This is a genomic window from Streptomyces sp. NPDC060209 (assembly GCF_042728155.1).
GTDB lineage: Bacteria > Actinomycetota > Actinomycetes > Streptomycetales > Streptomycetaceae > Streptomyces.
Genome location: NZ_JBHWZS010000112.1, coordinates 1 through 24,677, shown reverse-complemented (window position 1 = coordinate 24,677; position 24,677 = coordinate 1). Strand labels below are relative to the sequence as shown.

At 70.4% G+C, this 24,677-nt stretch carries 22 protein-coding genes and 2 pseudogenes; 10 read left to right on the top strand and 14 right to left on the bottom strand.

Going from position 1 to position 24,677, the window contains the following annotated elements; all coding sequences use genetic code 11:
• Positions 1-92: 92 nt before the first annotated feature.
• Complete coding sequence (locus tag ACFWFI_RS21815; RefSeq protein ID WP_387392730.1) at positions 93-1,118, bottom strand: ATP-dependent 6-phosphofructokinase; 1,026 nt, start codon at positions 1,116-1,118, stop codon at positions 93-95.
• A gap of 243 nt (positions 1,119-1,361) precedes the next feature.
• On the opposite strand from ACFWFI_RS21815, the gene pta reads away from it, so the two are divergent.
• From pta to pyk, 3 genes are all read left to right on the top strand, one after another.
• Positions 1,362-3,434 carry a phosphate acetyltransferase gene (gene pta / locus ACFWFI_RS21810; protein ID WP_387392728.1) on the top strand — a complete coding sequence of 691 codons (2,073 nt, stop codon included), beginning with the start codon at positions 1,362-1,364 and terminating at the stop codon, positions 3,432-3,434.
• Positions 3,431-4,681, top strand: a complete 1,251-nt coding sequence (locus tag ACFWFI_RS21805) for an acetate kinase (RefSeq protein ID WP_387392725.1) — start codon at positions 3,431-3,433, stop codon at positions 4,679-4,681. Before pta ends, ACFWFI_RS21805 begins: the two co-directional genes overlap by 4 nt.
• Before the next feature lie 74 nt (positions 4,682-4,755).
• Positions 4,756-6,183, top strand: a complete 1,428-nt coding sequence (gene pyk, locus ACFWFI_RS21800) for a pyruvate kinase (protein ID WP_387392722.1) — start codon at positions 4,756-4,758, stop codon at positions 6,181-6,183.
• A gap of 97 nt (positions 6,184-6,280) precedes the next feature.
• On the opposite strand, the gene ACFWFI_RS21795 is transcribed toward pyk, so the two are convergent.
• From ACFWFI_RS21795 to ACFWFI_RS21780, 4 genes are all read right to left on the bottom strand, one after another.
• Entirely contained in the window at positions 6,281-7,582 is a 1,302-nt protein-coding gene (locus tag ACFWFI_RS21795) for a hypothetical protein (RefSeq protein WP_387392720.1), read from the bottom strand.
• The gene (locus ACFWFI_RS21790; protein ID WP_387392718.1) at positions 7,572-8,138 is read right to left on the bottom strand and encodes a DUF6114 domain-containing protein; all 567 of its coding nucleotides are present in this window, start codon (positions 8,136-8,138) and stop codon (positions 7,572-7,574) included. Before ACFWFI_RS21790 ends, ACFWFI_RS21795 begins: the two co-directional genes overlap by 11 nt.
• Before the next feature lie 96 nt (positions 8,139-8,234).
• A complete protein-coding gene (locus ACFWFI_RS21785) occupies positions 8,235-8,876 on the bottom strand; it encodes a DUF6230 family protein (RefSeq protein ID WP_387392716.1) in 642 nt (213 codons plus the stop codon).
• Between the two features lie 600 nt (positions 8,877-9,476).
• Positions 9,477-10,454 (bottom strand): tetratricopeptide repeat protein, encoded by a 978-nt coding sequence (locus tag ACFWFI_RS21780; protein ID WP_387392713.1) that lies wholly within the window; start codon positions 10,452-10,454, stop codon positions 9,477-9,479.
• A gap of 318 nt (positions 10,455-10,772) precedes the next feature.
• Here ACFWFI_RS21780 and ACFWFI_RS21775 point away from each other — a divergent pair, with 318 nt between their 5' ends.
• Positions 10,773-11,417, top strand: coding sequence for a TetR/AcrR family transcriptional regulator (locus tag ACFWFI_RS21775; protein WP_387392711.1), 645 nt, complete (start codon positions 10,773-10,775; stop codon positions 11,415-11,417).
• 45 nt (positions 11,418-11,462) lie between these two features.
• Here ACFWFI_RS21775 and ACFWFI_RS21770 read toward each other — a convergent pair whose 3' ends face one another.
• The 4 genes and pseudogenes from ACFWFI_RS21770 to ACFWFI_RS21755 all read right to left on the bottom strand — a co-directional run bounded on the left by ACFWFI_RS21770 (position 11,463) and on the right by ACFWFI_RS21755 (position 15,562).
• On the bottom strand, positions 11,463-13,163 hold the full coding sequence (locus tag ACFWFI_RS21770) for an acyl-CoA mutase large subunit family protein (RefSeq protein WP_387392708.1): 1,701 nt from the start codon (positions 13,161-13,163) through the stop codon (positions 11,463-11,465).
• 95 nt (positions 13,164-13,258) lie between these two features.
• Positions 13,259-13,591 carry a DUF3817 domain-containing protein gene (locus ACFWFI_RS21765; RefSeq protein WP_387392707.1) on the bottom strand — a complete coding sequence of 111 codons (333 nt, stop codon included), beginning with the start codon at positions 13,589-13,591 and terminating at the stop codon, positions 13,259-13,261.
• Positions 13,592-13,668: 77 nt separating this feature from the next.
• Complete coding sequence (locus tag ACFWFI_RS21760) at positions 13,669-14,181, bottom strand: MarR family winged helix-turn-helix transcriptional regulator (RefSeq protein ID WP_387392704.1); 513 nt, start codon at positions 14,179-14,181, stop codon at positions 13,669-13,671.
• A gap of 9 nt (positions 14,182-14,190) precedes the next feature.
• Positions 14,191-15,562, bottom strand: a pseudogene (locus ACFWFI_RS21755) (MFS transporter).
• Between the two features lie 71 nt (positions 15,563-15,633).
• Between ACFWFI_RS21755 and ACFWFI_RS21750 the strand changes: the two are divergent.
• Positions 15,634-16,620 (top strand): ArsR/SmtB family transcription factor, encoded by a 987-nt coding sequence (locus ACFWFI_RS21750; RefSeq protein WP_387392701.1) that lies wholly within the window; start codon positions 15,634-15,636, stop codon positions 16,618-16,620.
• A 200-nt stretch (positions 16,621-16,820) separates the two neighbouring features.
• Here the strand turns inward: ACFWFI_RS21750 and ACFWFI_RS21745 are convergent.
• The 3 genes and pseudogenes from ACFWFI_RS21745 to ACFWFI_RS21735 form a co-directional block, all read right to left on the bottom strand.
• A pseudogene (locus ACFWFI_RS21745) lies at positions 16,821-18,074 on the bottom strand (glycosyl transferase); the annotation flags it as partial.
• A 173-nt stretch (positions 18,075-18,247) separates the two neighbouring features.
• On the bottom strand, positions 18,248-18,541 hold the full coding sequence (locus ACFWFI_RS21740) for an MTH1187 family thiamine-binding protein (protein ID WP_015578763.1): 294 nt from the start codon (positions 18,539-18,541) through the stop codon (positions 18,248-18,250).
• Positions 18,538-18,888: a DUF3817 domain-containing protein gene (locus ACFWFI_RS21735; RefSeq protein ID WP_383563585.1), complete on the bottom strand. Its 351-nt coding sequence runs from the start codon at positions 18,886-18,888 to the stop codon at positions 18,538-18,540. The genes ACFWFI_RS21740 and ACFWFI_RS21735 overlap by 4 nt, the downstream gene beginning before the upstream one ends.
• Positions 18,889-19,097: 209 nt before the next feature.
• Between ACFWFI_RS21735 and ACFWFI_RS21730 the strand changes: the two genes are divergently transcribed.
• From ACFWFI_RS21730 to ACFWFI_RS21715, 4 genes are all read left to right on the top strand, one after another.
• A complete protein-coding gene (locus ACFWFI_RS21730; RefSeq protein WP_386856574.1) occupies positions 19,098-19,730 on the top strand; it encodes an AIM24 family protein in 633 nt (210 codons plus the stop codon).
• Complete coding sequence (locus ACFWFI_RS21725) at positions 19,730-20,380, top strand: AIM24 family protein (protein ID WP_387392698.1); 651 nt, start codon at positions 19,730-19,732, stop codon at positions 20,378-20,380. Before ACFWFI_RS21730 ends, ACFWFI_RS21725 begins: the two co-directional genes overlap by 1 nt.
• Positions 20,377-21,150 (top strand): AIM24 family protein, encoded by a 774-nt coding sequence (locus ACFWFI_RS21720; protein WP_387392695.1) that lies wholly within the window; start codon positions 20,377-20,379, stop codon positions 21,148-21,150. The genes ACFWFI_RS21725 and ACFWFI_RS21720 overlap by 4 nt, the downstream gene beginning before the upstream one ends.
• A gap of 96 nt (positions 21,151-21,246) precedes the next feature.
• Positions 21,247-21,726: a MarR family winged helix-turn-helix transcriptional regulator gene (locus tag ACFWFI_RS21715; protein ID WP_387392692.1), complete on the top strand. Its 480-nt coding sequence runs from the start codon at positions 21,247-21,249 to the stop codon at positions 21,724-21,726.
• A 12-nt stretch (positions 21,727-21,738) separates the two neighbouring features.
• Here the strand turns inward: ACFWFI_RS21715 and ACFWFI_RS21710 are convergent, their stop codons facing one another.
• Complete coding sequence (locus ACFWFI_RS21710; protein ID WP_387392689.1) at positions 21,739-23,202, bottom strand: sensor histidine kinase; 1,464 nt, start codon at positions 23,200-23,202, stop codon at positions 21,739-21,741.
• Positions 23,199-23,858 (bottom strand): response regulator transcription factor, encoded by a 660-nt coding sequence (locus ACFWFI_RS21705; RefSeq protein ID WP_387392686.1) that lies wholly within the window; start codon positions 23,856-23,858, stop codon positions 23,199-23,201. Before ACFWFI_RS21705 ends, ACFWFI_RS21710 begins: the two co-directional genes overlap by 4 nt.
• A gap of 119 nt (positions 23,859-23,977) precedes the next feature.
• Here ACFWFI_RS21705 and ACFWFI_RS21700 point away from each other — a divergent pair, with 119 nt between their 5' ends.
• Positions 23,978-24,643 carry a PepSY domain-containing protein gene (locus ACFWFI_RS21700; protein WP_387392683.1) on the top strand — a complete coding sequence of 222 codons (666 nt, stop codon included), beginning with the start codon at positions 23,978-23,980 and terminating at the stop codon, positions 24,641-24,643.
• The last annotated feature ends 34 nt before the right edge of the window (positions 24,644-24,677 follow it).

Here is a 24,677-nt window from a genome sequence, read left to right as displayed (position 1 = left end):
GTCCACGGGGGGACGGTCGGGGCCGCACGTGCTGTCGGGCGGGTCGGGCGGGGCGGGCGGGAGGAACGTCGGGCGGGGCGGGCGGCAGGAACTCAGAAGACCGACTCGGCCTCGTACATCCGGTCGCTGGGAACCGTCTTCAGACGGGTCACGGCGTCCGCCAGCGGGGCCATCACGATCTCGGTACCGCGCAGCGACGTCATCCGGCCGAAGTCGCCGCGGTGCACCGCTTCCACGGCGTTCCACCCGAAGCGGGTCGCGAGCACACGGTCGTACGCGGTCGGCGTGCCGCCTCGCTGCACATGGCCGAGAATGACCGGCCGGGCCTCCTTGCCGAGGCGCAGCTCCAGCTCGGCGGCGAGGCGGTTGCCGATGCCCTTGAAGCGCTCGTGGCCGAACTGGTCGATCTCGCCCTTGGCGTACGGCATGGAGCCCTCGGCCGGGTGCGCTCCCTCGGCGACGCAGATGACGGCGAACTTCTTGCCGCGTGCGAAGCGTTCCTCGACCATCTTGACCAGGTCGTCGACCTGGAAGGGCCGCTCCGGCAGGCAGATGCCGTGGGCACCGCCGGCCATGCCGGACTCCAGGGCGATCCAGCCCGCGTGGCGGCCCATTACCTCGACGACCATCACGCGCTGGTGCGATTCGGCGGTGGTCTTGAGACGGTCTATGGCCTCGGTAGCAACGCCCACGGCGGTGTCGAAGCCGAAGGTCCGGTCGGTGGCGGAGATGTCGTTGTCGATGGTCTTCGGGACTCCGACGACGGGCATCCCGGCGTCGGACAGCATGCGGGCGGCGGTGAGCGTGCCCTCGCCGCCGATCGGGATCAGCGCGTCGATGCCGTAACGGAGGGACAGTTCCGCGCAGTTCTCGGCGGCCTCGCGCAGCCGGTCGCGCTCCAGCCTCGCCGAGCCGAGGATCGTGCCGCCGCGGGCCAGGATGCCGCTGACCGCGTTCAGGTCGAGGGGCCGGAAGTGGCCGTCGAGCAGCCCCTTGAAACCGTCCTCGAAGCCGATGACCTCATCGCCGTGCCCCACCACGGCGCGGTGCACGACCGACCGGATCACAGCGTTCAGGCCTGGGCAGTCGCCGCCTGCGGTGAGAATTCCGATGCGCATCCTGCTCTGTCTCCTGCTCGCTAGTGCCATGCATTCCGGGGACCCGTCGAGAAACCCCCGTACCGTGAGCCACGACGATTGTCCCACGCCCGGCCGGGCCCTCGCGCTTCCGGCTTCATCGGCGGGGACCGTTCGGGGCCCACCAGTGGCCCTCCCCGGGCACACCGCCCGGCGGGCGATATACCTGCCCCGGTAGGTATCGTCAAGGGGACAATGCCACCCAAAAAGGACGGGAGACCACGCGTGACGCGTAGCGTGTACGTGACCGGGATCGACCGGGGAGACGGCCGCCAGGTCGTCGATCTGGGAGTCATGGAGCTACTGACGCGTCAGGTGGACCGGGTCGGCGTCTTCCGGCCGCTGGTCCACGACGGACCCGACCGGCTGTTCGAGTTGCTGCGGGCGCGCTACCGGCTTTCGCAGAGCGCGGAGACCGTCTTCGGCCTGGACTACCAGGAGGCCTCCGCGGTCCAGGCGGAGAAGGGTACCGACGAGCTGGTCTCCCTGCTCGTCGAGCGCTTCCACCGGGTGGCCCGTGACTACGAGGTCGTGCTCGTCCTCGGCAGCGACTTCGCCGCCACCCAGCTCCCCGACGAGCTGGCCCTGAACGCGAGACTCGCCAACGAGTTCGGCGCCTCGGTGATCGCGGTGGTCGGGGGCAAGGACCAGGACGCCGAGTCCGTACGGGCCGAGACGCGCAACGCCTACCGGGCGTACGCCGGTCTCGGCTGCGACGTCCTGGCGATGGTCGTGAACCGGGTGGCGTCCGAGGACCGCACGGACATCGCCGAACGGCTGAGGGCGCAGCTCCCGGTCCCCTGTTCGGTACTGCCGGACGATCCCGCGCTCTCCGCGCCCACCGTCGCCCAGATCACCACCGCACTGGGCGGAACGGTTCTGCTCGGCGACGACTCGGGCCTGGCCCGGGACGCGCTGGACTTCGTGTTCGGCGGCGCCATGCTCCCGAACCTCCTCAAGGCCCTGACCCCGGGCTGCATGGTGGTCACCCCCGGCGACCGCGCGGACCTGGTCATCGGCTCGCTCGCCGCGCACAGCGCCGGCACGCCGCCCATCGCGGGCGTACTGCTGACCCTGAACGAGCGCCCCGGCGAGGAGATACTCCGGCTGGCGGCCCGCCTCGCGCCCGGCACCCCGGTCATCGCGGTGGCCGGCGGCTCCTTCCCCACGGCAGGCGAACTATTCGCCCTGGAAGGCAAGTTGAACGCGGCGACGCCACGCAAGGCGGAGACCGCCCTCGGCCTCTTCGAGCGCCACGTGGACACCGGTGCCCTGCTGGAGCGGATCTCGGTGGCCCGCAGCGGCCGGGTCACCCCGATGATGTTCGAGCACGAGCTGCTGGAGCAGGCCCGCTCCGACCGGCGCCGGGTCGTCCTGCCGGAGGGCACCGAGGAGCGCGTCCTGCGCGCCGCCGATGTGCTGCTCCGCCGCGACGTCTGCGACCTGACCCTCCTCGGGGACACCGACGTCATCCGCAAGAAGGCGGCCGACCTCGGCATCGACCTCGCCGAGACCCAGCTCGTCGATCCGCAGACCTCCGAGCTGCGCCAGAGCTTCGCCGAGCGGTACGCCGCGCTGCGCGCGCACCGCGGGGTGACGGTGGAGCTGGCGTACGACGTCGTCTCGGACGTCAACTACTTCGGCACCCTGATGGTCCAGGAGGGGCTGGCCGACGGCATGGTCTCCGGCTCGGTGCACTCCACGGCGGCCACGATCCGGCCGGCGTTCGAGATCATCAAGACCAAGCCCGAGGCCTCGATCGTCTCGTCGGTGTTCTTCATGTGCCTCGCCGACAAGGTGCTGGTCTACGGCGACTGCGCGGTCAACCCGGATCCCGACGCGGAGCAGCTCGCGGACATCGCGGTGCAGTCGGCGGTCACCGCGTCCCGCTTCGGCGTGGAACCCCGGATCGCGATGCTCTCGTACTCGACGGGCACCTCGGGCACGGGTGCCGACGTCGACAAGGTGCGGGAGGCCACGGAGCGGGTACGCGCCTCACGGCCGGACCTGCGGATCGAGGGCCCGATCCAGTACGACGCGGCGGTCGAGCCGACCGTCGCCGCGACCAAGCTGCCGGCGTCGGAGGTGGCGGGCCGGGCGACCGTGCTGATCTTCCCGGACCTCAACACCGGCAACAACACCTACAAGGCGGTCCAGCGTTCGGCGGGCGCGGTCGCGGTCGGCCCGGTCCTGCAGGGGCTGCGCAAGCCGGTCAACGACCTGTCCCGCGGCGCGCTGGTCCAGGACATCGTCAACACGGTGGCCATCACGGCGATCCAGGCGCAGAGCGAGGAATGACCGCGATGACCACCGACCCGACCAGCGAAGGTTCCCGCTCCATGAATGACGCCCACCGCGTACTCGTGCTCAATTCCGGCTCCTCGTCGGTGAAGTACCAGCTGCTGGACATGCGCGACCGCTCGCGGCTGGCCACCGGTCTGGTCGAGCGGATCGGCGAGTCGTCCTCCCGACTGGTGCACACACCGCTGAAGGGCGGGGAGCCCCGCGAGCGCACCGGCCGGATCGCCGACCACGAGGAGGCGCTGAAGGCCGCGGCCGACGAGCTGGCGGCCGACGGGCTCGGACTGGACTCCCCCGACCTGGCGGCGATCGGCCACCGGGTCGTGCACGGCGGGCTGAAGTTCAGCGAGCCCACCGTGATCACCGACGAGGTGCTCAAGGAGATCGAGCGGCTCGTCCCTGTGGCGCCGCTGCACAACCCGGCGAACATCACCGGGATCCGTACCGCGCAGGCGCTGCGCCCGGACCTTCCGCAGGTCGCGGTCTTCGACACGGCGTTCCACACGACGATGCCGGAGTACGCGGCGCGGTACGCGATCGACGTCGAGACCGCCGACGCCCACCGCATCCGCCGCTACGGCTTCCACGGCACCTCGCACGCGTACGTGTCGCGCAGGACGGCCGAACTGCTGGGCCGACCGGTGGCCGACGTGAACGTGATCGTGCTGCACCTCGGGAACGGCGCCTCGGCCTCCGCGGTGGCGGGCGGGCGCTGCGTGGAGACGTCCATGGGGCTGACCCCCTTGGAGGGGCTGGTCATGGGTACGCGTTCCGGAGACATCGATCCGGCCGTCACCTTCCACCTCAAGCGGGTGGCGGGGATGTCGGCGGACGAGATCGACGTCCTGCTGAACAAGAGGAGCGGTCTGGTCGGCCTGTGCGGCGACAACGACATGCGGGAGATCCGGCGCCGGGTGGACGAGGGCGACGAGCGTGCCACGCTCGCGTTCGACATCTACATCCACCGGCTGAAGAAGTACATCGGCGCCTACTCGGCGGTCCTCGGCCGGGTGGACGCCGTGGTGTTCACGGCGGGGGTCGGGGAGAACTCGGCTCCGGTGCGGGAGGCTGCGCTCGCGGGACTGGAGGGTTTCGGCCTGGTCGTGGACGCGGACCGCAACGCCGTTCGGTCCGGCGAACCGCGGCTGATCTCGCCCGACGACGCACGGGTCGCGGTCGCCGTCGTGCCCACGGACGAGGAGCTGGAGATCGCCGGACAGACCTTCGCACTGGTCCACAACTGAGCGGCCCCGCGCCCCTTTGTATCTTCCACCAGACGGAATATTCCGCAGTGAAACAAACCGATAGGATCCGCCTCATGCGCCGTTCCAAAATCGTCTGCACCCTCGGTCCCGCCGTCGACTCCCATGAGCAGCTCGTCGCTCTGATCGAGGCCGGCATGAGCGTGGCCCGTTTCAATTTCAGTCACGGTACCCACGAGGAGCACCAAGGCCGTTACGACCGGGTCCGCAAGGCCGCCGCCGAGACCGGCCGTGCGGTCGGAGTACTCGCCGACCTCCAGGGCCCCAAGATCCGCCTCGCGAAGTTCGCCGAGGGTCCCGTCGAGCTGGTCCGCGGGGACGAGTTCGTCATCACCTCCGAGGACGTCCCCGGCGACAAGTCGATCTGCGGCACCACCTACAAGGGGCTGCCCGGCGACGTCGCCAAGGGTGACCCGATCCTGATCAACGACGGCAACGTCGAGCTGAAGGTCGTCGCGGTCGACGGCCCCCGGGTCACCACCATCGTCATCGAGGGCGGTGTCATCTCCGACCACAAGGGGATCAACCTCCCGGGTGCGGCGGTCAACGTCCCCGCGCTGTCCGAGAAGGACGTCGAGGACCTGCGGTTCGCCCTGCGGATGGGCTGCGACATGGTCGCGCTGTCCTTCGTCCGGGACGCCGAGGACGTCAAGGACGTGCACAAGGTGATGGACGAGGAGGGCCGCCGGGTCCCCGTCATCGCCAAGGTCGAGAAGCCGCAGGCCGTCGAGCACATGGAGGGCGTCGTCGCCGCCTTCGACGCCGTGATGGTCGCCCGCGGCGACCTCGCCGTCGAGTATCCGCTCGAGAAGGTCCCGATGGTGCAGAAGCGCCTCATCGAGCTGTGCCGCCGCAACGCCAAGCCGGTGATCGTGGCGACCCAGATGATGGAGTCGATGATCACCAACTCACGGCCGACCCGCGCCGAGGCGTCCGACGTCGCCAACGCGATCCTGGACGGCGCGGACGCGGTCATGCTGTCGGCGGAGTCCTCGGTCGGCGCGTACCCGATCGAGACGGTCAAGACGATGTCGAAGATCGTCGTCGCGGCCGAGGAGGAGCTCCTGTCCAAGGGCCTCCAGCCGCTGGTGCCGGGCAAGAAGCCCCGTACCCAGGGCGGTTCCGTGGCGCGCGCGGCCTGCGAGATCGCGGACTTCCTGGACGGCAAGGCGCTGGTGGCCTTCACCAAGTCCGGTGACACCGCCCGCCGTCTCTCCCGCTACCGCACGGCGCAGCCGATCCTCGCCTTCACCACGGAGGAGTCGACCCGCAACCAGCTCGCGCTGAGCTGGGGCGTCGAGTCCTACGTCGTGCCGCACGTGGACAACACGGACGCCATGGTCGACCTGGTGGACGCGGAGCTGCTGAAGCTGAACCGCTACAGCGACGGCGACACGATGGTCATCACGGCCGGCTCGCCCCCCGGCGTCCCCGGCACCACCAACATGGTCCGGGTGCACCACCTGAGCGGCGAGCGCGCCTGACGCCGTACGGCAGATACGACTGTGGCCCGCAGCCCCGTGAGAACGGGGCTGCGGGCCACAGTCGTCGTGCGGCTCCCGGACGGGTCCGGATCACCGGTCAGCTGTTGCCGCCGGTGAAGTAGTTCTGCAGGCCGGGGACCCTGAGCGAGCCGCCGAACTGGCCGGCCTGGGTCACCGTGGCATTGGTGAAGAAGGCGAAGGGCACGTTCAGCGGCGGCGGGGTCTCCGGGCTGAAGGTGACGGGGATGATGCCGAAGAGGTTGCCCTCCAGCTTCTCCGTGTACATCGTCACCGTGCCGTTGCGGATGGTGGAGGTAGAACCCTCCTCCGCCTTCACGTGGCCGGTGGTACCGGCCGGACCCTTCGTCAGCTGGTGCAGGTCCTTGATGTCGACGGTGTCGGCGGTGAACTTCAGCACCTTCTTGATGCTGCCGTTGTACGTCTTCACCTCGACGATGCCCTTGTAGTCGAGCCCGGTGAGCGTGAGCTTCGAGGTCTCCAGCGTCCACGGGTCGTCCGGGAGCAGCGGGATGCCCTGCTCCAGGTCGGCCGCGGCGAGCGCCTCGGGGTCGGCGGTCGGGCACGGGAAGCGCTCCTTGGCGCCGTCCGGGATGTCCTCGTCCTTCACGGGGTCGAGGCCCTTGACGTCGTCGTCGAGCTCCTCGACGCCCTTGCCCGCCTTCTCGGCCGCCTCACGGATGGCGTCGGTGGTCTTGCCGACCGTGTCCTTCGCCGTCTCCGTGGCCTTCTCCACCGGCTTGGTGGCAGTGGCGCTCTCCGACGGCTTCGGGGTCTCCGTGGTGGCGCTCGGGGACGGCTCGGCCGTCTCCTTGTCCGGTCCGTCGAGGAGGTCCTTGAGCGCGTCACCGACACCCAGCGGGTCGAGGGGGTTCTTCGACTCGGTGGGCGTGGGAGCGGCGGACGTGGCGGCCTTGTCCCCGGAGGTCTCCGTGGACGTGTCCTCCTCGGACGCGCTCGCACTCGCGGACGGCTTCGGAGCCTCGGTCCCGTCGTCCTTGCCGGCGTCGTCCTTGCCGGCGTCGTCCTTGCCCGCGTCGTCCTTGCCCGCGTCGTCCTTGCCGGCGTCGTCGGACGGTGTGGCGCTCGGGGTCGGCTTCGCATCGGGTTCCTGCGACTCGGACGGCTCGTCGGAGCGGGTCACACAGGGCCCGGGCGCGAAGGGGATGTCCGAGTTGTCGTCGGCCATGGCCAGCTTGGGGGTGAGCCCCATGCCCACGAAGACGGCCGTCGGCATCGCGGCGAGCGCGAACGCCTTCTTACCGGCGGGCATGTGCAGCTTCGTCAGGAGTGACTTCCTGGGCGCCGCGTGGCGGGGCCCTCTTCGCTCCGGAAGGTCCTCCGGCCCGAGGTCGTTCGTCTGCCTGTCGTCACCCCGCACGATGCCTCCCACCGTCGACCTCTGCCGCCGCATTGAACAGCAACGGCCTCCGCGGGGCCTCAGCCGTGTCGTGGGTCTCCTGAGCCTGCTCCGGCACCCCGCGGGCGTCGTCCCGGGACATCTGCGCCTCCGGGCCCTCGGACGCCGTGGTGCCCTTCGCCTCGGCCGGAGCCCAGGCGATGGAGAGGGCTCCGCCGAGCAGGGAGAACACGAAGCCGACGATGAAGCCGCCTATGTTGGCGACGGGTATGGAGATCAGCGCGAGCAGGATGGCCGCGACACCGGCGAACACCCGCACGATGTGGTGGAACCACATGGTGAGGCCCAGCGTGATGAGCAGGACCCCGATGATCAGCGACCCCGCACCCGCGGTGGTGGACATCGCGATGGTCATGTTGCCGAGGTGCATGTTGGCGTACGGGAAGTACGCGATGGGTAGACCACCCAAGATGGTGAACAGGCCCGCCCAGAACGGCCGGTTACCCCGCCAGGTGCGGAATCCCCGCCGGTAGACGGTGAGGTAGTGCTCGTTCTGCCCTGTGGACTCGGGGCTCATGGAAAACAGCTCCCTGGAACCGGTACTGCTGTGAGAAGAGAAGGGGTGGGCAGCCGGAGGTCCTTGACGGAACACTCCGGCCACCCGGGCGAGTGCTTAGAAGCACTCCTTGACGCCCTTGTGCAGCTTCAGGCTCAGGTTGCTGAGCTTGAAGGTGCCGGCGGTGGTTGCCCACGCCGTCTGCTCCACGTTGGTCAGCGTGGCCGTCTCGGCACGCTGCGCGAAGCCGTTCGGGTTGACGGCCTTCTCGGTGCCGGACTGGATACCGGGCTTACCGACCGAACCGGCGGCGACGCCGATGTCGATCTTCTCGAAGTACGCGTCCGCGTCGAGCTGAGCGACGTCGAGGTACAGGTTGGTCGCCTCGACGGGCCTCTTCGGGTCGGTACCCGCCTTCAGCTCCAGGCTGACGCTGCCGAGACCGAACGGCAGGTCAGGCGTGACCACCGACTGGCACATGTTGGTGATCGTGGCGCTGCTGAAGCCGGAAACGGCGACCGGGTGAGCAGCGTCGTTGCCCTTGAGGTCCTTGCCGACAGCGACGCTGCCGTACTGGACGAAGTCATGACCGACGAGCTTGTCGGTGCGGACCTTGAAGCTCTGGCCGGAGACGCTGAAAGACGCGGCGAGTGCGCCCTGCGCCAGGCCGACGCCGACCGCTGCGGTCGCGACGACGCTCGGCACCATGACCAGAGCGAAACGCTTCCATCTGGTACCACCGCGAACCTGCGAACTCATAAATTTCCTCCTTCTCGGACGTACATCTCCGGTACGGGCATCGTGCCCGCCCTGGGATGGGAGAAGTGCTACGTCCTCGGGAAGGAGAGCGCCCGGACCGGAGGCGCGTACCGCATCCGAATCACCGGCGATCACCCCCGAGCGACAACCACTGGCCGCGCGTCTGCGCGGCCGGTTCGGACAGGCCCTGCCCAGGGGCAGGAACCCCCCTGTCCGCGATCGGCGCCACTGCCGCCGACCACCCGGTGGGGACCCAACAGACCCACCTGCGCCGACTGGTTGTCGGGCTGGCGGGTATTGGACCGAGCGTGGCCGATCGTGGTGCATTCGCGGCCGTGACACAAGGGGGGTCGTTACTGACTAGTAACGACCAGATAACCAGGACACGACAGGGGGGTATCGTCCGGCCACACAGGGTGGCACCGAAGGGACGTACGAACGGCGGGATTACAGCCCTAAACCGGACAGACCCCTGGAGGTGATTTACTGCGAGTAACAGTACGTACTTTTATCAAGTTTTGGTAAAGCGGATGCGTTACTTGTCGTTCGCCCCTGAAAACGGCCGTGGCGCCCCGAGGGCTCCACGGCCGTGTTGTCACATCAGAACAAGACGCGCGCCAGGGCGGTCCGGGCCGCCGCGACCCGGGGATCGTCGGGGCCGATCACCTCGAAAAGCTCCAGCAGCCGCACCCGCACGGCGTCGCGGTCGTCGCCGAAATTGCGGCGGACCGTCTCGACGAGCCGCCCGAAGGCGTCCTCCACATGGCCGCCCACGAGATCCAGGTCGGCGGCGGCCATCTGCGCCACCGGCGAGACCGGATTCTCCGCGGCCTCCTTGCGCACCTGCTGCGGGTCCATGCCCGCGACGCGGCCCAGCAGTTCGGCCTGGGCGAGGCCCAGCTTCGCCTCGGTGTTGACCGGGTCGTCGGCCAGGACGCTCTTGTACGCCTGGATCGCACCGGCGAAGTCGTTGGCGTCCAGCGCCTGCGCGGCGGCCTCCAGCTGCGCGTCGTACGGCCCGGCGGGCACCTCGACGGGGGCGCTCTCCCCGTCCCCGGCTCCGGCGTCCGGGTCGACGACGATCCCGGTGAGACCGAAACGCTCCTCGCCGACCTGGATCAGCTGGTCGAGCGTCTGGCGGATCTGGCTCTCGGGGGCCGCGCCCTGGAAGAGCGGGAGGGCCTGTCCGGCCACCACCGCGAAGACCGCCGGGATGCCCTGGATCCCGAACTGCTGCATCAGCATCTGGTTTGCGTCGACATCGACCTTGGCCAGCAGGAAGCGGCCGTTGTACTCGGCGGCGAGTCGCTCCAGGAGCGGGCCGAGCTGCTTGCACGGCTCGCACCACTCGGCCCAGAAGTCGATGACGACGGGGACTTCGGCGGAGCGCTGGAGGACGTCGGTCTCGAAGCCCGCCTCGTCGACGTCGATCACCAGGGAGGCGGGTGCCACGGCACCGCCGCCCCCTTGGCGTGCGGACTCCGCGCGGGCCTGCTCGGCCTTCGCCTTGGCGTCGTTGGCCGCCTTCACAGCGGCGAGGTCGACGACGCCGCTCATGGACATGTTCCTAGGCTGCATACGTACATCCTCCCCCCTGTGCGCACTGTTCCGGAAAGCGATCCGCGAACCGCCTCCGTCCACAGCCACGCCGGTGTGCGTGGCGCGCGGACGGAAACGGTCCCGAGGCCCTGAAAAACCCCGTGTTCGGTGCCGGGTCCCCACCCGGCGCCTGTGGCTGTCGATCGGTCGTGGCGCCACGACGGACGGACCGTCGCTTCTTACGCTACGACCCGTAGCGTAACTGTCCGGCCCCCCTGCGGGGCAAGAGCGCGCGGTGATCTGTCTCACGGGCTCCGGGGCCGGTCAGCAGTACTTACCGGCCGGTATGGTCGCCGCATGCTGAGCCGCAGCCCCACCGAACCCACCCGGTCCGGACGCCCCCGCAGTCCCGAGGCCGATGCCGCGATCCTGGAGGCGACCCGCGCGTCTCTGGTCGACCTCGGCTGGTCGAAGCTGACGATGGGCGATGTGGCGACACGGGCGGGGGTCGCCAAGACGACTCTCTACCGCCGCTGGGCCGGCAAGAACGAGCTGGTCGTGGACGCCGTGGCCGTCCTCTTCGACGAGCTGGAGCTGCCCGACCTCGGCAGCCTTCCGGCCGATGTGGAGGCCGTCGTCCTCCAGTTCGCGGCCCTGCTGGAGCGCCCGGAGACCAAGACGGCGCTGATGGCGGTGGTGGCCGAGTCGACGCGGGACGAGGCACTGCGGGACCGTATACGGGATTCGATCGTGACCCGGCAGAAGCACCTCGTCCTGCTGGGGCGGGAGCGTGCGCAGCGGCGCGGCGAACTTCCCACCGAGCCGGACGCGGTGGTGGCGGCCCGGACCGCCGACCTGATCTTCGATGTGATCGCCGGTGCCGTGGTGCACCGGACGCTGGTGAGCGCCGAGCCCGTCGACTCCGACTGGGCCCGGCGCTTCACCGTGCTGCTGCTCTCGGGGCTGGGCGCCGCGGCGACGGAGCAGCGGCCCGAGGCCTGAGGGCCCCGGCCACCGGGGAACGAGCCGCCACGGACCGGGCCGTCGTCAGAAGCCCGGAGGCTCCGTGTAGACGCCCCACTCGTCGCGCAGGACCCCGCAGATCTCGCCGAGCGTCGCCTCCGCCCGTACGGCCTCCAGCATCGGCCCGATCATGTTCGAGCCGTCGCGCGCCGCGGCCAGCATGGCGTCCAGCGCGCCACGGACCTTCGCGTCCTCACGGCCCTCCTTGCGCCCGGCGAGCACGCGCACCTGCTCGCGCTCGACCTCGTGGCTGACCCTCAGGATCTCCAGGTCGCCGGTGACGGAGCCGTGGTGGACGTTGACGCCGACGACCCGCTTCTCCCCCTTCTCCAGCGACTGCTGGTAACGGAAGGCGGATTCGGCGGTCTCGCCGGTGAACCAGCCGTCCTCGATGCCGCGCAGGATGCCGGAGGTCATCGGCCCGATGGGGTGCTTGCCGTCCGGGTGCGCCCGGGTGCCGCGTTCCTTGATCTGCTCGAAGATCTTCTCGGCGTCGGCCTCGATGCGGTCGGTGAGCTGCTCGACGTACCACGAACCGCCCAGCGGGTCGGCGACGTTGGCGACGCCGGTCTCCTCCATCAGCACCTGCTGGGTGCGCAGCGCGATCTCGGCGGCCTGCTCCGAGGGGAGGGCGAGCGTCTCGTCCAGGGCGTTGGTGTGCAGGGAGTTGGTGCCGCCTAGGACGGCGGACAGTGCCTCCACCGCCGTGCGTACGACGTTGTTGTACGGCTGCTGGGCGGTGAGCGAGACACCCGCGGTCTGGGTGTGGAAGCGGAGCCACTGCGCCTTGTCGGTCTGCGCGTTGTAGGTCTCCTTCATCCAGCGGGCCCAGATCCGGCGGGCGGCGCGGAACTTGGCGATCTCCTCGAAGAAGTCGAGGTGCGCGTCGAAGAAGAAGGAGAGCCCGGGAGCGAAGACGTCCACGTCCAGGCCGCGGGAGAGGCCGAGCTCCACGTACCCGAAGCCGTCGGCGAGGGTGTACGCGAGTTCCTGCGCGGCCGTGGCCCCTGCCTCGCGGATGTGGTAGCCGGAGACCGAGAGCGGCTTGTAGGCCGGGATGTCGCGGGCGCAGTGCTCCATCAGGTCGCCGATGAGGCGCAGGTGGGGCTCGGGCTGGAAGAGCCACTCCTTCTGCGCGATGTACTCCTTGAAGATGTCGGTCTGGAGCGTGCCGTTGAGCACGGCCGGGTCGACTCCCTGACGCTCCGCGGCGACCAGGTACATGCAGAAGACGGGGACGGCGGGCCCACTGATCGTCATCGAGGTGGTGACGTCGCCGAGCGGGATGTCCTGGAACAGGACCTCCATGTCGGCGGCGGAGTCGATGGCGACGCCGCAGTGGCCGACCTCGCCGAGCGAGCGGGCGTCGTCGGAGTCCCGCCCCATCAGGGTCGGCATGTCGAAGGCGACACTGAGTCCGCCGCCGCCGTTGGCCAGGATGGACTTGTACCGCTCATTGGTCTGCTCGGCGTTGCCGAAGCCGGCGAACTGGCGGATCGTCCAGGTGCGGCCCCGGTAGCCGGTGGGGTGGAGTCCCCGGGTGAAGGGGTACTCGCCGGGCCAGCCGATCCGTTCGAATCCCTCGTACGTGTCGCCGGGGCGGGGCCCGTACACGGGCTCCACGGGGTCACCGGAGAGCGTGGTGAAGTCCGCGTCGCGCTTGCGGGCCTTGTCGTAACGGGCCTGCCAGCGGCGGCGGCCTTCCTCGATCGCGTGAGCGTCCATGGATCAAATTTACTAGGACGTCCTAGTAAATGTCGACGGCAAACCGCCCGGCGCTTCGCGCGGGGCGGTTCGGTCCTGCGGAACGGAGGTGCGGATCAGGCCTTGACGGCCTGCGCGGAGCCGTCGGCGATCAGCGGCTCGACCTCCTGGACCACCTTGCGCTCGACGAAGAACGCGGCGGTCGGGATCGTGCCGGAGACCAGCACCCAGAGCAGCTTGCCGATCGGCCACTTCGCCTTGGAGCCGAGGTCGAAGGCGAAGATCAGGTAGATGATGTACAGGACACCGTGGACCTGCGAGACGACGAGCGTCAGACCCTCACCGGTGTCGAAGCCGTACTTGAAGATCATGCAGACGCACAGGATCAACAGCATGACGGCGGTGACGTAGGCCATCACCCGGTAGCGGGTCAGCACACTGCGTTTCATGGCATCGAGCGTAACCGGACGCCCGGGGCGATCTTGCGGCGCCCCGGTCCTCGCCGGGAGCCCCGGTGCGGCGCTCGTCAGCGCTTGTCCTCGAAGTCCTGGGCGGCCACGCGCAGCGGCCGGAGCATCGCGAAGATCTCGGCGCACTCCTCGTCGTCGTACACACCGAGCCCGAAGTCCATCGCCATCAGGTCCTGACTGGCCGCCTCGACGACCTCACGGCCCTTGTCGGTGATGGAGGCCAAGGTTCCGCGCCCGTCGTTGGGGTTGGGGCGCTTGTCCACCAGTCCCGAGCGCACCAGCCGGTCGACGGTGTTCGTCACCGAGGTGGGGTGCACCATCAGACGCTCACCGATCTTGGACATCGGCAGCTCACCGGCCTGCGAGAAGGTGAGCAGGACGAGTGCCTCGTAGCGGGCGAAGGTCAGCCCGTACGGTTTGACCGCCGCGTCCACCTCGGCGAGCAGGATCTGCTGCGCACGCATGATCGACGTGATCGCGCCCATGGAGGGCACCGGCCCCCAGCGCCGGTGCCAGAGTTCATCGGCGCGGGCGATGGGATCGAAGGGGAGGCTGAGCGGCTTCGGCACGGCACGACCTTACCCACTGGTCACTTGGCGGTCAGCCCTGTCTCGCACTTCGGTACCGGACACGCGTTCTATGCACCTCCAGGATCAACAGGAGCGTGCATACCGTGCCCACCGCTCCCGAGCACGCGACCACCTGATGCACCGGGAAGAACTCCGCGGCCAGTCCCGCGAGGGCCATGCCGAGTCCCTGGACCGTCATCAGGCCGGCGGTCAGGAGGGTCATGGCCCGGCCCCGGAGATGCTCGGGGACCGCCTCGACGAACCACTGGTCGAGCCCGATGATGTACGCCGCACCGGCCCCTGCGAGCACGAGGGCGGCCACGGTCAGGGCCATGCCCGGGCGGAACGCGTACAGCACCAGGGGCAGCAGACCGAGGGCGGCGGCCGGCAGCACGATGCGGGAGCGGGCACGGGGGCCGAGGGCGGTTCCCACGTACAGCTCGGTACCGATGTGGCCGACGGCCATCGAGCACATCAGCAGCCCGAGGGCGGCGGGACCGGCGCCGATCGCGTCCACGTACGGCGCGGCCAGGGCTTCCGGGGCCACCACGAAGAAGGCAGGCACCCAGAAGAGCAGGAGCAGCCCCCGGATCCGGCGGTCGCCGAGGACGGCCCGGGCCCCGGCGAGCGACTCCGCGAGCAGCGCGCCTCCGGCGTCCCCTCCCGTGCGGGCGGGCCGGTCCCTGGTGCCGAGGCGCAGCAGCGCCGCGGAGCAGAGGAACGTCACGACGGTGACCGTGATCGCCCCGCGCGGGGACAGCACGGTGAGCAGCACCCCGCCCGCGCCGAAGCCGACGAGCATGGCGCTCTGCGAGACCAGGCGCAGCAGCGAGCGTCCGAGGACGTAGAGGTCACCCTCACCCAGGATGTCGGTGAGGGCCGCCGTCCGTGTCCCGGTGAAGACCGGGGCCACCGCGGCCACGGCACAGCGCAGGGCGAGGAGCGCGACGACGGGAGTGCCGGGGAGCACCATCACGGCCACGCAGCCGGCGCAGATCAGGTCGCAGGTGACGAGGACGCGGCGTGCGGGGTACCGGTCGGCGACTCCGGCGAAGAGCGTGCCGCCGACGACGTACGGGAGGAAGCCGAGCGCGAACGTGAGGGCGGACAGCAGGGGTGAGCCGGTGAGGTCGTAGACGAGCACGGTGAGCGCCAGCTCGCTGACGACCACACCGAGGAGGGAGAGCAGGTGCGCGGCGAAGACCGCCCGGAACTCCCGCACGGCGAACACGGCCCGGTAGCCCCCGGCTCCGGTGTCCGCCCCCGGAACGGAGCCCGGGTCGGACGAGGAGGACCGTTCCGGGGGCAGGGCCGAGGACAGCGCCTCTGCGGCGGGCTCTTCGCGGGGTGTACCCGCCGGGGCGGTGGTGTCTTTCGGCATGGACGCAGCTTGGAGGAGAGGTCCGGCCCTTCCGTAGACTTTCGGCTCACGCCGAAACTTGAGTGGGGCCCATGCCGTTCCATCTGCACTTCGACGAGAGCGACCTGCTCCGCTGCCGCTTCGCGCTCTCACCGCTCTGGGAGACGCAGGAGGCCGTACGCACACTCCACCGCCCCTCCCGGCACGGCTACCACCTGCCCTGGCTCCGCCGGGTCAGGGAGGGCGCCGCGGGGCTGGATCTCACGCCGCTGTGGCTGCTGATGCCTGACGCCGGCCACAATCCGGACTTCATCTGTCCGCCGCCGCTCGGACCGCTCGCCACCTTCGAGGAGGAGATCGCGGCCGTACGCGCGACGGATCCGGGGACCGCCCGCGACGACATGGCGCTCGCGCTCGCCGACACCCCCGGCGGCCTGCGGTCCCCCGCCGGACAGCGGATGCTGGCCGACCCGGCACGGACGGTCCAGGAGCTCGCGGACCTCCTGGAGCGGGCGTGGCGGGTGATGGTCGAGCCCCACTGGCCCCGGCTGCGCGCCCTGCTGGAGGCGGATGTCGCCTACCACTCGCGCCGCCTGGCCGAGGTCGGTTTCGAGGGGCTGCTCCGCGAGGTCAGTCCGCAGCTGCGCTGGGCGGACTCGACCCTGACGGTGGTCGGCACCAGAGGGAACCACAGCCGGGTCCTGGGCGGGCAGGGGCTCGTCCTGATGCCCAGCGTCTTCGTGTGGCCCGATGTGGTCGGCGGCCACGAGCCCCCCTGGCAGCCTGCCGTGATCTACCCCGCGCGTGGCATCGGCGGTCTGTGGACGGAGTCCGCCGACCGGACGCCGGACACGCTCGCCCGGCTCCTGGGAAGGGCACGCGCCGACGTGCTGTGCGCCCTCGCCGAACCGGCCGGGACGAGCGCGCTGGCGCACCGGCTCGCGCTCGCCCCGTCCTCCGTGTCCGCCCATCTGTCGGTGCTGCGCGCGGCGGGCCTGCTCACCTCGCGGCGCTACGGTCACCAGGTGCTGTACGAGCGCACCCCGCTGGGCATCACGCTGGCGGCGCAGGAGTTCTGAGAGCGGGACCGTCACCGGCGCGGGCGCGTGGATCAGTTTCCTCCCGCGGGAGTGCTCGCGGGAGCGGCGGTGGCCAGTGCGGGCTCCGCCTCCGGGACGGGACGCGCCGTACGGGACCGGTCGAGCGCGCCCCGGGTCCTGCGTTCACGCAGCAGCGCGAGGGACCACGGCACGAGGGGCACGAGAGCGGTCACCAGGGCGAGCACCGCCCAGGCGCGCGACTGCGTGTGGGTGAGGACCAGCACACAGCTCAGCACGCCGAACAGACAGGTGACAGCCTCCACGGGGCGGCGGACGAGCGTCAGCGTGTAGCCGAGGAGCCGTCCGGGCGGCACCCGGAACAGCGCCTTCCCGTACTGCCGCAGCAGCGTCCCGTACGCCCCCCGGGGCCGGCGCGGCCGCTGGGCGGACAAGTCCTCCCAGGAGACGGGCCGCTCCCCGGTGGCCCGTACGTCCGCGGTGTGGACGGAGCGCCAGTACCGTCCGGTCAGCGGGTTGCGCAGGCGGTGGATCTCGAACCCGGTGGCCATGGCCCCGGTGACGGAGTCGTGGAAGCCTCCGGCCTGGCGCAGTGCCGCGACGCGCACGACCTTGTCGGTGCCGTCGAACAGGGGCGCCCCGTAGCGGTTGCCCGCCCGCTGCACCAGCGCGTGGAAGAGCGGCTGCGAGGACCCGGCGGCCGGCGTCCCGCTCCCGTGGAGCCGCGGGCCGACGGCGAAGGCGATGTCCGGGTCCCGGAAGTAGCCGGTCATCCGCTCCAGGGAGCCCGGCCGCGGGACGTGGCCGGTGCCCACCGACGCGACGAGGTCGTAGGCGTGGCCGTGCTTGGCGAGCCAGGCGTTGACGTTTCCGTGCTTCGTCCCGGCCTTGTGCGGGCCCGTCTCCTGGTTCCACTCGGGCACCCCGAGGCGGGTGAAGTGGTGCACGCCGAGCTCGGCGCAGAGCATCCGGGCCTCCGGGTCGTCACCCTCGTCGAGCAGCCAGACGTCCAGCGGTCCGGGATGCCGCATCTTCACGGCGCCCTCCAGGGTGGCCCGCACCGTGGAGAGGGGCTCCCTGCCCGGCGCGTACGTGGTGAGGAAGGCCAGGGCGGTGCCGGGCTCCGGCGTCACGGGGACCGGGTCCCTGGCCACCGACAGGGCGTACGCCACGGCGACCACGTTGGCCAGCACGAACAGCTCGATCAGGCCGACGGACACCAGCGTCAGGGAGTCGGCGAGCACCAGCCATCTCCGGCCGGTCCCGCCCTGGGTCCAGTGCGTGGGCCACAGCACGTGGAGCAGCAGCAGTCCGGTGACCGCGGGGACGAGCGGCATCAGGAGGGCGGCGCTTATTCGATGCCTCCGGGTGCGCGGGAGCCCGCGGTACCGCACCCGGTACCCCGTCGCGGGCGGCTCCGCGAGCGGACCCTCGTGGCGGCCGCAGCCGTCGTGATCGTGACCCTCCGACGACATCAGGCCTCCCATGGTCGAATATGCCGTATCCCTACAGAAAGGGAGATATGACAATGTGTCGACCCGGCAGGTCCGAGAGAGGGGTTTTCTTCGCCCGAACGGGAAGAGCCCCCGGTGCCGGGGGCTCTTCGTGTGCGGCTCTCTACGCCAGGGCGGGGCGTCAGGGCGGGGCGTCAGCCCGCCAGGTGCCGCTCCACCGTCTCGACCTTGGAGGTCAGACCGTCGGTGACGCCCGGCCGGATATCGGCCTTGAGCACCAGGGAGACGCGGCCGGCACGGGCCTCGACCGCCGCGACGGCGCGCTTGACGACGTCCATGACCTCGTCCCACTCACCCTCGATCGAGGTGAACATCGCGTCCGTGCGGTTGGGCAGCCCGGATTCCCGGACGACACGGACGGCGTCGGCGACGTACTCGCCGACGTCCTCGCCGACTCCCAGAGGGCTGACGGAGAAGGCGACGATCATGCGCTGACCGTCCCCTCGGCGCGGGCGCGGGCGGCGATGACGCCGTCGGCCTCGTACTTCTTGAGCAGCTTCTCGCCGTAGAGCCCGCCGAACGGCACGACCGCGAGGAGGAAGAACAGGCCGACGCGCTTGAGGGGCCACTTGGCCTTGACCCACACGTCCACGAGGAAGATCACGTAGATCGTGAAGAGGATGCCGTGCAGCGCGCCGAGGGGCGGCATCAGGAAGTCGATGTCCGAGACCCGCATGAGCAGCGAGCCGAAGATCAGCAGCGCCGGGAAGGACAGCGCCTCGGGAAGCGAGATGAGGCGCAGCCGGTGCAGGGCGGAAGCGGTCTTGATGTCCACGAGGGCACCTTCGGTGGGAGGGGCGTGTCGGCTTGTGAACGCAGGCACAAGCACAGCCATTGTGGCATCGCTCCCGGCCCCCCGGAGCGGGGGGTCCGTGTCCGGCTCCCGCGGCGCGTATCGGCGCATATCAGGGTCACGTAGGGGTCGGGATCGGCCACCGGGCCCTGTCCGCCGGACTCGCCTGCGGCTAACGTCGCACCGTGGCGATGTTCCGACTCCAAGGCAGCAAGACGCTCGCCGTCGACCTGACAGGCGATGCAGTCAAGGCGAAGAACGGCTCGATGGTCGCGTACGACGGCCAGATGGCGTTCAAGAAGATGTCGGGCGGCGGTGAGGGCCTCCGCGGCATGGTGACCCGCCGGCTGACCGGCGAGCAGATGGTGATGATGGAGGTGAGGGGGCAGGGCACCTGCTATTTCGCCGACCGGGCGAGCGAGATCAACCTCGTCTCGCTGCACGGCGAGACCCTGTACGTCGAGGCCAGCAATCTGCTGGCCACAGACGCCGGACTGCGTACCGGCACCTCCTTCACGGGCCTCCGTGGCGGGGCGAGCGGCAACGGCCTGTTCACCACGACCGTCGAGGGCACCGGCCAGGCGGCGATCATGTCGGACGGCTCCGCCGTGGTGCTGCGGGTGACACCCCAGTACCCGCTGAACGTCGACCCCGGCGCCTACATCGCCCACCAGGGCAGACTCCAGCAGCACTTCCAGTCCGGGGTGAACTTCCGGACGCTCATGGGTGAGGGCTCCGGTGAGTCCTTCCAGATCCGTTTCGAGGGCGACGGACTCGTCTACGTGCAGCCCAGCGAGCGGAACACCGTCGGGGGCGATGTCTGATGCCGTTCCGTGAGGTCAACTCGAAGATGGTCGAGGCCGTGGTGGGGCCCGGCCAGAAGATGTACAGCCAGCGCGGCGCCATGCTCGCGTACCGGGGCGACGTCTCGTTCACCCCGAACATCCAGGGCGGACAGGGCGGCCTCGGGTCGATGATCGGCCGGCGGGTGGCGAACGAGGCGACCCCCCTGATGACGGTCGAGGGCAGCGGCACGGTGATGTTCGGCCACGGGGGCCACCACATCCAGGTGATCAATCTGGCCGGCGACACCCTCTACGTGGAGGCCGACCGGCTGCTCGCCTTCGACGGGACGCTCCAGCAGGGCACCATGTTCATGGGCTCGCAGGGCGGGGTGATGGGCATGGTGCGCGGCCAGGTGACCGGGCAGGGCCTGTTCACGACGACGCTCAAGGGCCACGGCGCGGTCGCCGTGATGGCGCACGGCGGGGTGATCGAGCTGCCGATCACGCCGGGGAGGCCGGTGCACGTGGACCCGCAGGCCTATGTCGCCCACCACGGGGACGTGACCAACAAGCTGTCCACCGCGCTCGGCTGGCGCGACATGGTGGGGCGCGGTTCCGGTGAGGCGTTCCAGCTGGAGCTCAGCGGCAACGGAGCGGTGTACGTCCAGGCGTCGGAGGAGAAGCTGTGAGCACGCCGGTGATTTTCGACCCGATGACGCTGCCGACGGACGACAACGTCAACGCGTACACCTTCTGCGTCGAGCTCAAGGGGAGCCAGTGGTTCCTGCAGAAGGGCAAGATGATCGCCTACTACGGGCAGATCGAGTTCAACGGCATCGGGCACGGGCGCTTCGAGCGGCTGATCCGTACGAGCTTCCACTCCCCGCTGCACGCGAGCGACTGGGTGGTGGCCGAGGGGAGCGGCAAGATGCTGCTGGCGGACCGGGCCTTCGACGTGAACTCCTTCGACCTGGAGAACGGCAATCTGACGATCCGGTCCGGCAATCTGCTGGCGTACCAGCCGACCCTGGCGCTGAAGCAGTCGATCGTGCCGGGCTTCCTGACCCTGATCGGGACGGGGAAGTTCGTCGCCGCGTCCAACGGCCCGGTGGTCTTCATGGAGCCGCCGCTGCGGGTGGACCCGCAGGCGCTGGTGGGGTGGGCGGACTGCCCTTCACCGTGCCACCACTACGACCACGGCTACATGACGGGCGTGATGGGCGGACTGCGCTCGCTGACCGGGATCGGCGGCACGTCGGGCGAGGAGCACCAGTTCGAGTTCGTCGGGGCGGGCACGGTGCTGCTCCAGTCGACCGAGGTGCTGATGCCCGAACAGGCGACCGGCGCCGTCCCGCACGAGCCGGGCGTGCCGGGCGGCGGACCGGGGGGCGGTCAACACGGCTCCACACCCCGCATGCCCGGTCAGCTGGGGGACCTCCAGCGTCGCTTCGGGCTGTGAACGGTAGTCTGCGGAGTGTGATGCCCGGTGCCTACGTGCGCCGAGTCACACCCCCCAGATTCGTCCGGCTTTCAACCTCTTAGGTAGAATCCATACATGGAGATGACCGAAACGGCCACTCGCTGGCTGAACGATGCGGAGCAGTGCGCCTGGCGTACCCACCTGGACGTCAGCAGGCTGCTGACGCATCAGCTGGAGAAAGACCTCCAGCCGTTCGGCCTGACCATGAACGACTACGAGATCCTGGTCAATCTGTCGGAGTCGGAGGACCAGCGGCTACGGATGAGCGATCTCGCCGCGGCCACCCTTCAGTCCAAGAGCAGGCTGTCCCACCAGATCACCCGCATGGAGAACGCCGGTCTGGTGCGGCGCGAGCACTGCGAGTCGGACCGGCGGGGGCTGTTCGCGGTCCTCACGGACCTCGGCGGCGAGACGATGCGGAAGGTCGCACCGCACCATGTCGAGTCGGTGCGCAGGCACTTCATGGACCTGCTGTCCCCCGACGAGCTCACCGGACTGCACGCGGCCCTGACCCCGATCGCGGAGCATCTGCGCGGCCGGCGCGGCAAGCCGTAGCGGGCACGGCTCTCAGGCGTCGGCGGCCGGCCCTTCCCGCCCGGCACGGGGCGGCCCCGGCAGCCGCAGGGTGAACCGCGCGCCGCCGCCCGGTGCCGCGCCCACCGTGAGCGTGCCTCCGTGCCGGGAGGCCACATCACGGGCGATCGCCAGGCCGAGCCCGGCCCCGCCGTCGTCACGGCCGCGGGCGTCGTCCAGACGGACGAAACGCTCGAAGATCCGGTCCCGTTCGCCCTCGGGCACGCCCGCGCCGTCGTCGGTGACCTCGACGAGCACATCGCCCCGGTCGGCCCTCACCGAGACCGCCACCGCTCGCTCCGCGTGCCGCTCGGCGTTGTCCAGCAGATTGCCGACCACCCGGGCCAACTGCCCGCGCGAGCCGGTGACTTCGAGCAGCCCGGCGTCTGCCACGGACACCTCGGGCGGGATCCGGTCCGCCGCGCGCTGGGAGACCTCCTCGCGGACCAGCGCGCCCAGGTCGACCGCCGCGCGCCCCGGCCGCTCCCCCGCGTCCAGCCGGGCGAGCAGCAGCAGGTCGGCGGCCAGCACCTGGAGCCGTACGGTGTCGGCGACCGCGCCGGGCACGTCCAGCAGCTCCGGGTGCGCCGCCCCCACCTCCAGCTGGGTGCGGAGCGAGGCGATCGGGCTGCGCAGCTCGTGCGAGGCGTCGGCGACGAAGCGCCGCTGCCGGTCGACCGACGCCTCCAGCACGGTCAGGGTCTCGTTGGTCGTGCGGGCCAGCCGGGCGACCTCGTCCCGCGACTCCGGCTCGGGAACGCGGCGGCCCAGGTCCTCGGAGGCGGTGATCGCGGCCAGCTCCCGCCGGATGCCCTCGACCGGACGCAGCGCGCGCCGGGTCACCAGCCAGGTCACTCCGGCGACGACCAGCAGCATGACGGGCAGCCCGGTCAGCATGGAGTTGCGCACGGTGTTCACGGCCTCCTGCTCGGCCGCGAGCGGGGCGCCCGCGTGGACGGTCAGGGTGACGTCCTTGTCCGTGGTCAACTCGACGGCGGCGAAGCGGTAGTCCGCCGTCTCGCCGTCGACGGTGGCGGTGCCGTTCGTGAAGTCCGGCGAATCGGAGGACACCTCACCGCGGCCCGGGTCGCTCCCGTCGTCGTCATCGTCGTCATCGTCGTCGCCCGGGCTCGGGACCGGCGCCGACGGCACCGGCTCGACCTGTGCCGTGCCCGTCCCCGAAATCGCCTCCAGGTCCTTCGAGACGGCCACCACGCGCCCCTCCTCGTCGGTCACCTGGACGGGGTGGGTGTCCTCGTCGCCCAGCTCCAGCTCCGCGTACGTCGCGCCCAGGGCCAGGTCCCCGGCCACCTCGCGCGCGGCGACCTCGGCCTCCAGGCCCGCCCGGTCCGTCAGGTTGCCGCGCAGCACCATCAGGACGGCGAGCCCCGCGACGGTCAGAGCGACGGCCACGACCAGGGTGGCGCCCAGGGCGGCCTTGGCCCGTACGGACCTCACAGCGCCTCCAGCCGGTAGCCCGCGCCCCGTACCGTACGGATCGACGCGGCGCCGAGTTTGCGGCGCAGGGTGCTGATGTAGACCTCGACGATGTTCGGGTCGCCGTCGTACGCGAAGTCCCAGACGTGCTCCAGGATGTCCGCCTTGCTGACCACCTCGCCCGCCCTCAGCACGAGCTGTTCCAGGACGGCGAACTCCTTGGCGGTGAGGATGATTTCGTCCTCTCCCCGGTGGACCCGCCGGGCGGCGGTGTCCATCCGCAGCGTGCCGGCGGTCAGCACGGGCGAGGCCGAGCCGCCGCGCCGGCGCAGCAGCGCCCTGATCCGGGCGACGAGCACGACGTACGAGAACGGCTTGGTCAGGTAGTCGTCGGCGCCCGTGTCGAGGCCCTCCGCCTCGTCGTACTCCCCGTCCTTCGCGGTCAGCATCAGGATCGGCGTCTCGTGCCCGGCGGCGCGCAGGGCGGCGCAGATCCGGTAGCCGTTCATCCCGGGCAGCATGATGTCGAGGACCACGAGGTCGTGGACACCCTGGCCGGCCAGGTGCAGGCCCTCCAGGCCGTCGTGCACGACATCGACGGCGAAGCCCTCGGCGGTGAGTCCCCTCGCGAGGGACGTCGCGAGCCGCTTCTCGTCCTCCACGATCAACAGGCGCATGGGGAAAGCTTCCCAAACCGAACCTGAAGACGCCTTCAGGTGGCTTCAGCCTGCGTTCAGCATCGCCGGGCCAGTGTGGTTCCCGTCGCACCACACATCCCATCGGGGAGGAACCCACCATGAAGCGCAACATCGCCATCGCCGCCGTCACCGCGGCCGTACTCGTCGGCGGCGGGCTCGCCACGACCGCCGCCTTCGCGGACTCCGACAGCGGCGGGAAGGACGATCGGACGGCCGCCGCGGACCGGGCGGCCGGGAACACCGGAGACGCGGGGGACACAGCGACCGCCGGGAACACCGGGACGAACGGGCGCGTCACCGTCGACGAGGCCGTCGGCGCCGCGCTGAAGACCGTCCCCGGCACGGTCACCGAGGCCGAGCGGGACGATGACGACGACGACGGCGCCCGTACCGTCTGGGAGCTCGATGTGTACGGCTCCGACAAGGTCTGGCACGACGTGACGGTGGACGCGTCGAGCGGCAAGGTGCTGTCCGACCGCGAGGACGACGACAACGACGACCGCGACAGGCACGCGCCCCGCTCCGCGGCAATCTCCCTGGACGCGGCTGTGAAGGCGGCGCTCGGCGCGCAGCCCGGCACGGTGACGTCGGTGGACCTGGACGACGACAGCGACGACGACAACAGCAGGCACGGTGCGCCGCACTGGGACGTCGACGTGACGGGCAAGGACGGCAAGCAGCACGAGCTGCACGTGGACGCGAAGAGCGGCAAGGCCACCGTGGACCACGACGACGATGACGACAACGACGGTGACGACGACTGATCCGTCCCCTCGGGCGACCTCCCGACTGAGGTCC

Bases quoted from the DNA above. Each gene is read 5' to 3' on its own strand.
- ACFWFI_RS21815 (WP_387392730.1), bottom strand. From the start codon at position 1,118: ATGCGCATCGGAATTCTCACCGCAGGCGGCGACTGCCCAGGCCTGAAC.
- ACFWFI_RS21805 (WP_387392725.1), top strand. From the start codon at position 3,431: ATGACCGCGATGACCACCGACCCGACCAGCGAAGGTTCCCGCTCCATG.
- pyk (WP_387392722.1), top strand. From the start codon at position 4,756: ATGCGCCGTTCCAAAATCGTCTGCACCCTCGGTCCCGCCGTCGACTCC.
- ACFWFI_RS21790 (WP_387392718.1), bottom strand. From the start codon at position 8,138: ATGAGCCCCGAGTCCACAGGGCAGAACGAGCACTACCTCACCGTCTAC.
- ACFWFI_RS21785 (WP_387392716.1), bottom strand. From the start codon at position 8,876: ATGAGTTCGCAGGTTCGCGGTGGTACCAGATGGAAGCGTTTCGCTCTG.
- ACFWFI_RS21780 (WP_387392713.1), bottom strand. From the start codon at position 10,454: ATGCAGCCTAGGAACATGTCCATGAGCGGCGTCGTCGACCTCGCCGCT.
- ACFWFI_RS21775 (WP_387392711.1), top strand. From the start codon at position 10,773: ATGCTGAGCCGCAGCCCCACCGAACCCACCCGGTCCGGACGCCCCCGC.
- ACFWFI_RS21770 (WP_387392708.1), bottom strand. From the start codon at position 13,163: ATGGACGCTCACGCGATCGAGGAAGGCCGCCGCCGCTGGCAGGCCCGT.
- ACFWFI_RS21765 (WP_387392707.1), bottom strand. From the start codon at position 13,591: ATGAAACGCAGTGTGCTGACCCGCTACCGGGTGATGGCCTACGTCACC.
- ACFWFI_RS21750 (WP_387392701.1), top strand. From the start codon at position 15,634: ATGCCGTTCCATCTGCACTTCGACGAGAGCGACCTGCTCCGCTGCCGC.
- ACFWFI_RS21740 (WP_015578763.1), bottom strand. From the start codon at position 18,541: ATGATCGTCGCCTTCTCCGTCAGCCCTCTGGGAGTCGGCGAGGACGTC.
- ACFWFI_RS21730 (WP_386856574.1), top strand. From the start codon at position 19,098: ATGTTCCGACTCCAAGGCAGCAAGACGCTCGCCGTCGACCTGACAGGC.
- ACFWFI_RS21725 (WP_387392698.1), top strand. From the start codon at position 19,730: ATGCCGTTCCGTGAGGTCAACTCGAAGATGGTCGAGGCCGTGGTGGGG.
- ACFWFI_RS21715 (WP_387392692.1), top strand. From the start codon at position 21,247: ATGGAGATGACCGAAACGGCCACTCGCTGGCTGAACGATGCGGAGCAG.
- ACFWFI_RS21705 (WP_387392686.1), bottom strand. From the start codon at position 23,858: ATGCGCCTGTTGATCGTGGAGGACGAGAAGCGGCTCGCGACGTCCCTC.
- ACFWFI_RS21700 (WP_387392683.1), top strand. From the start codon at position 23,978: ATGAAGCGCAACATCGCCATCGCCGCCGTCACCGCGGCCGTACTCGTC.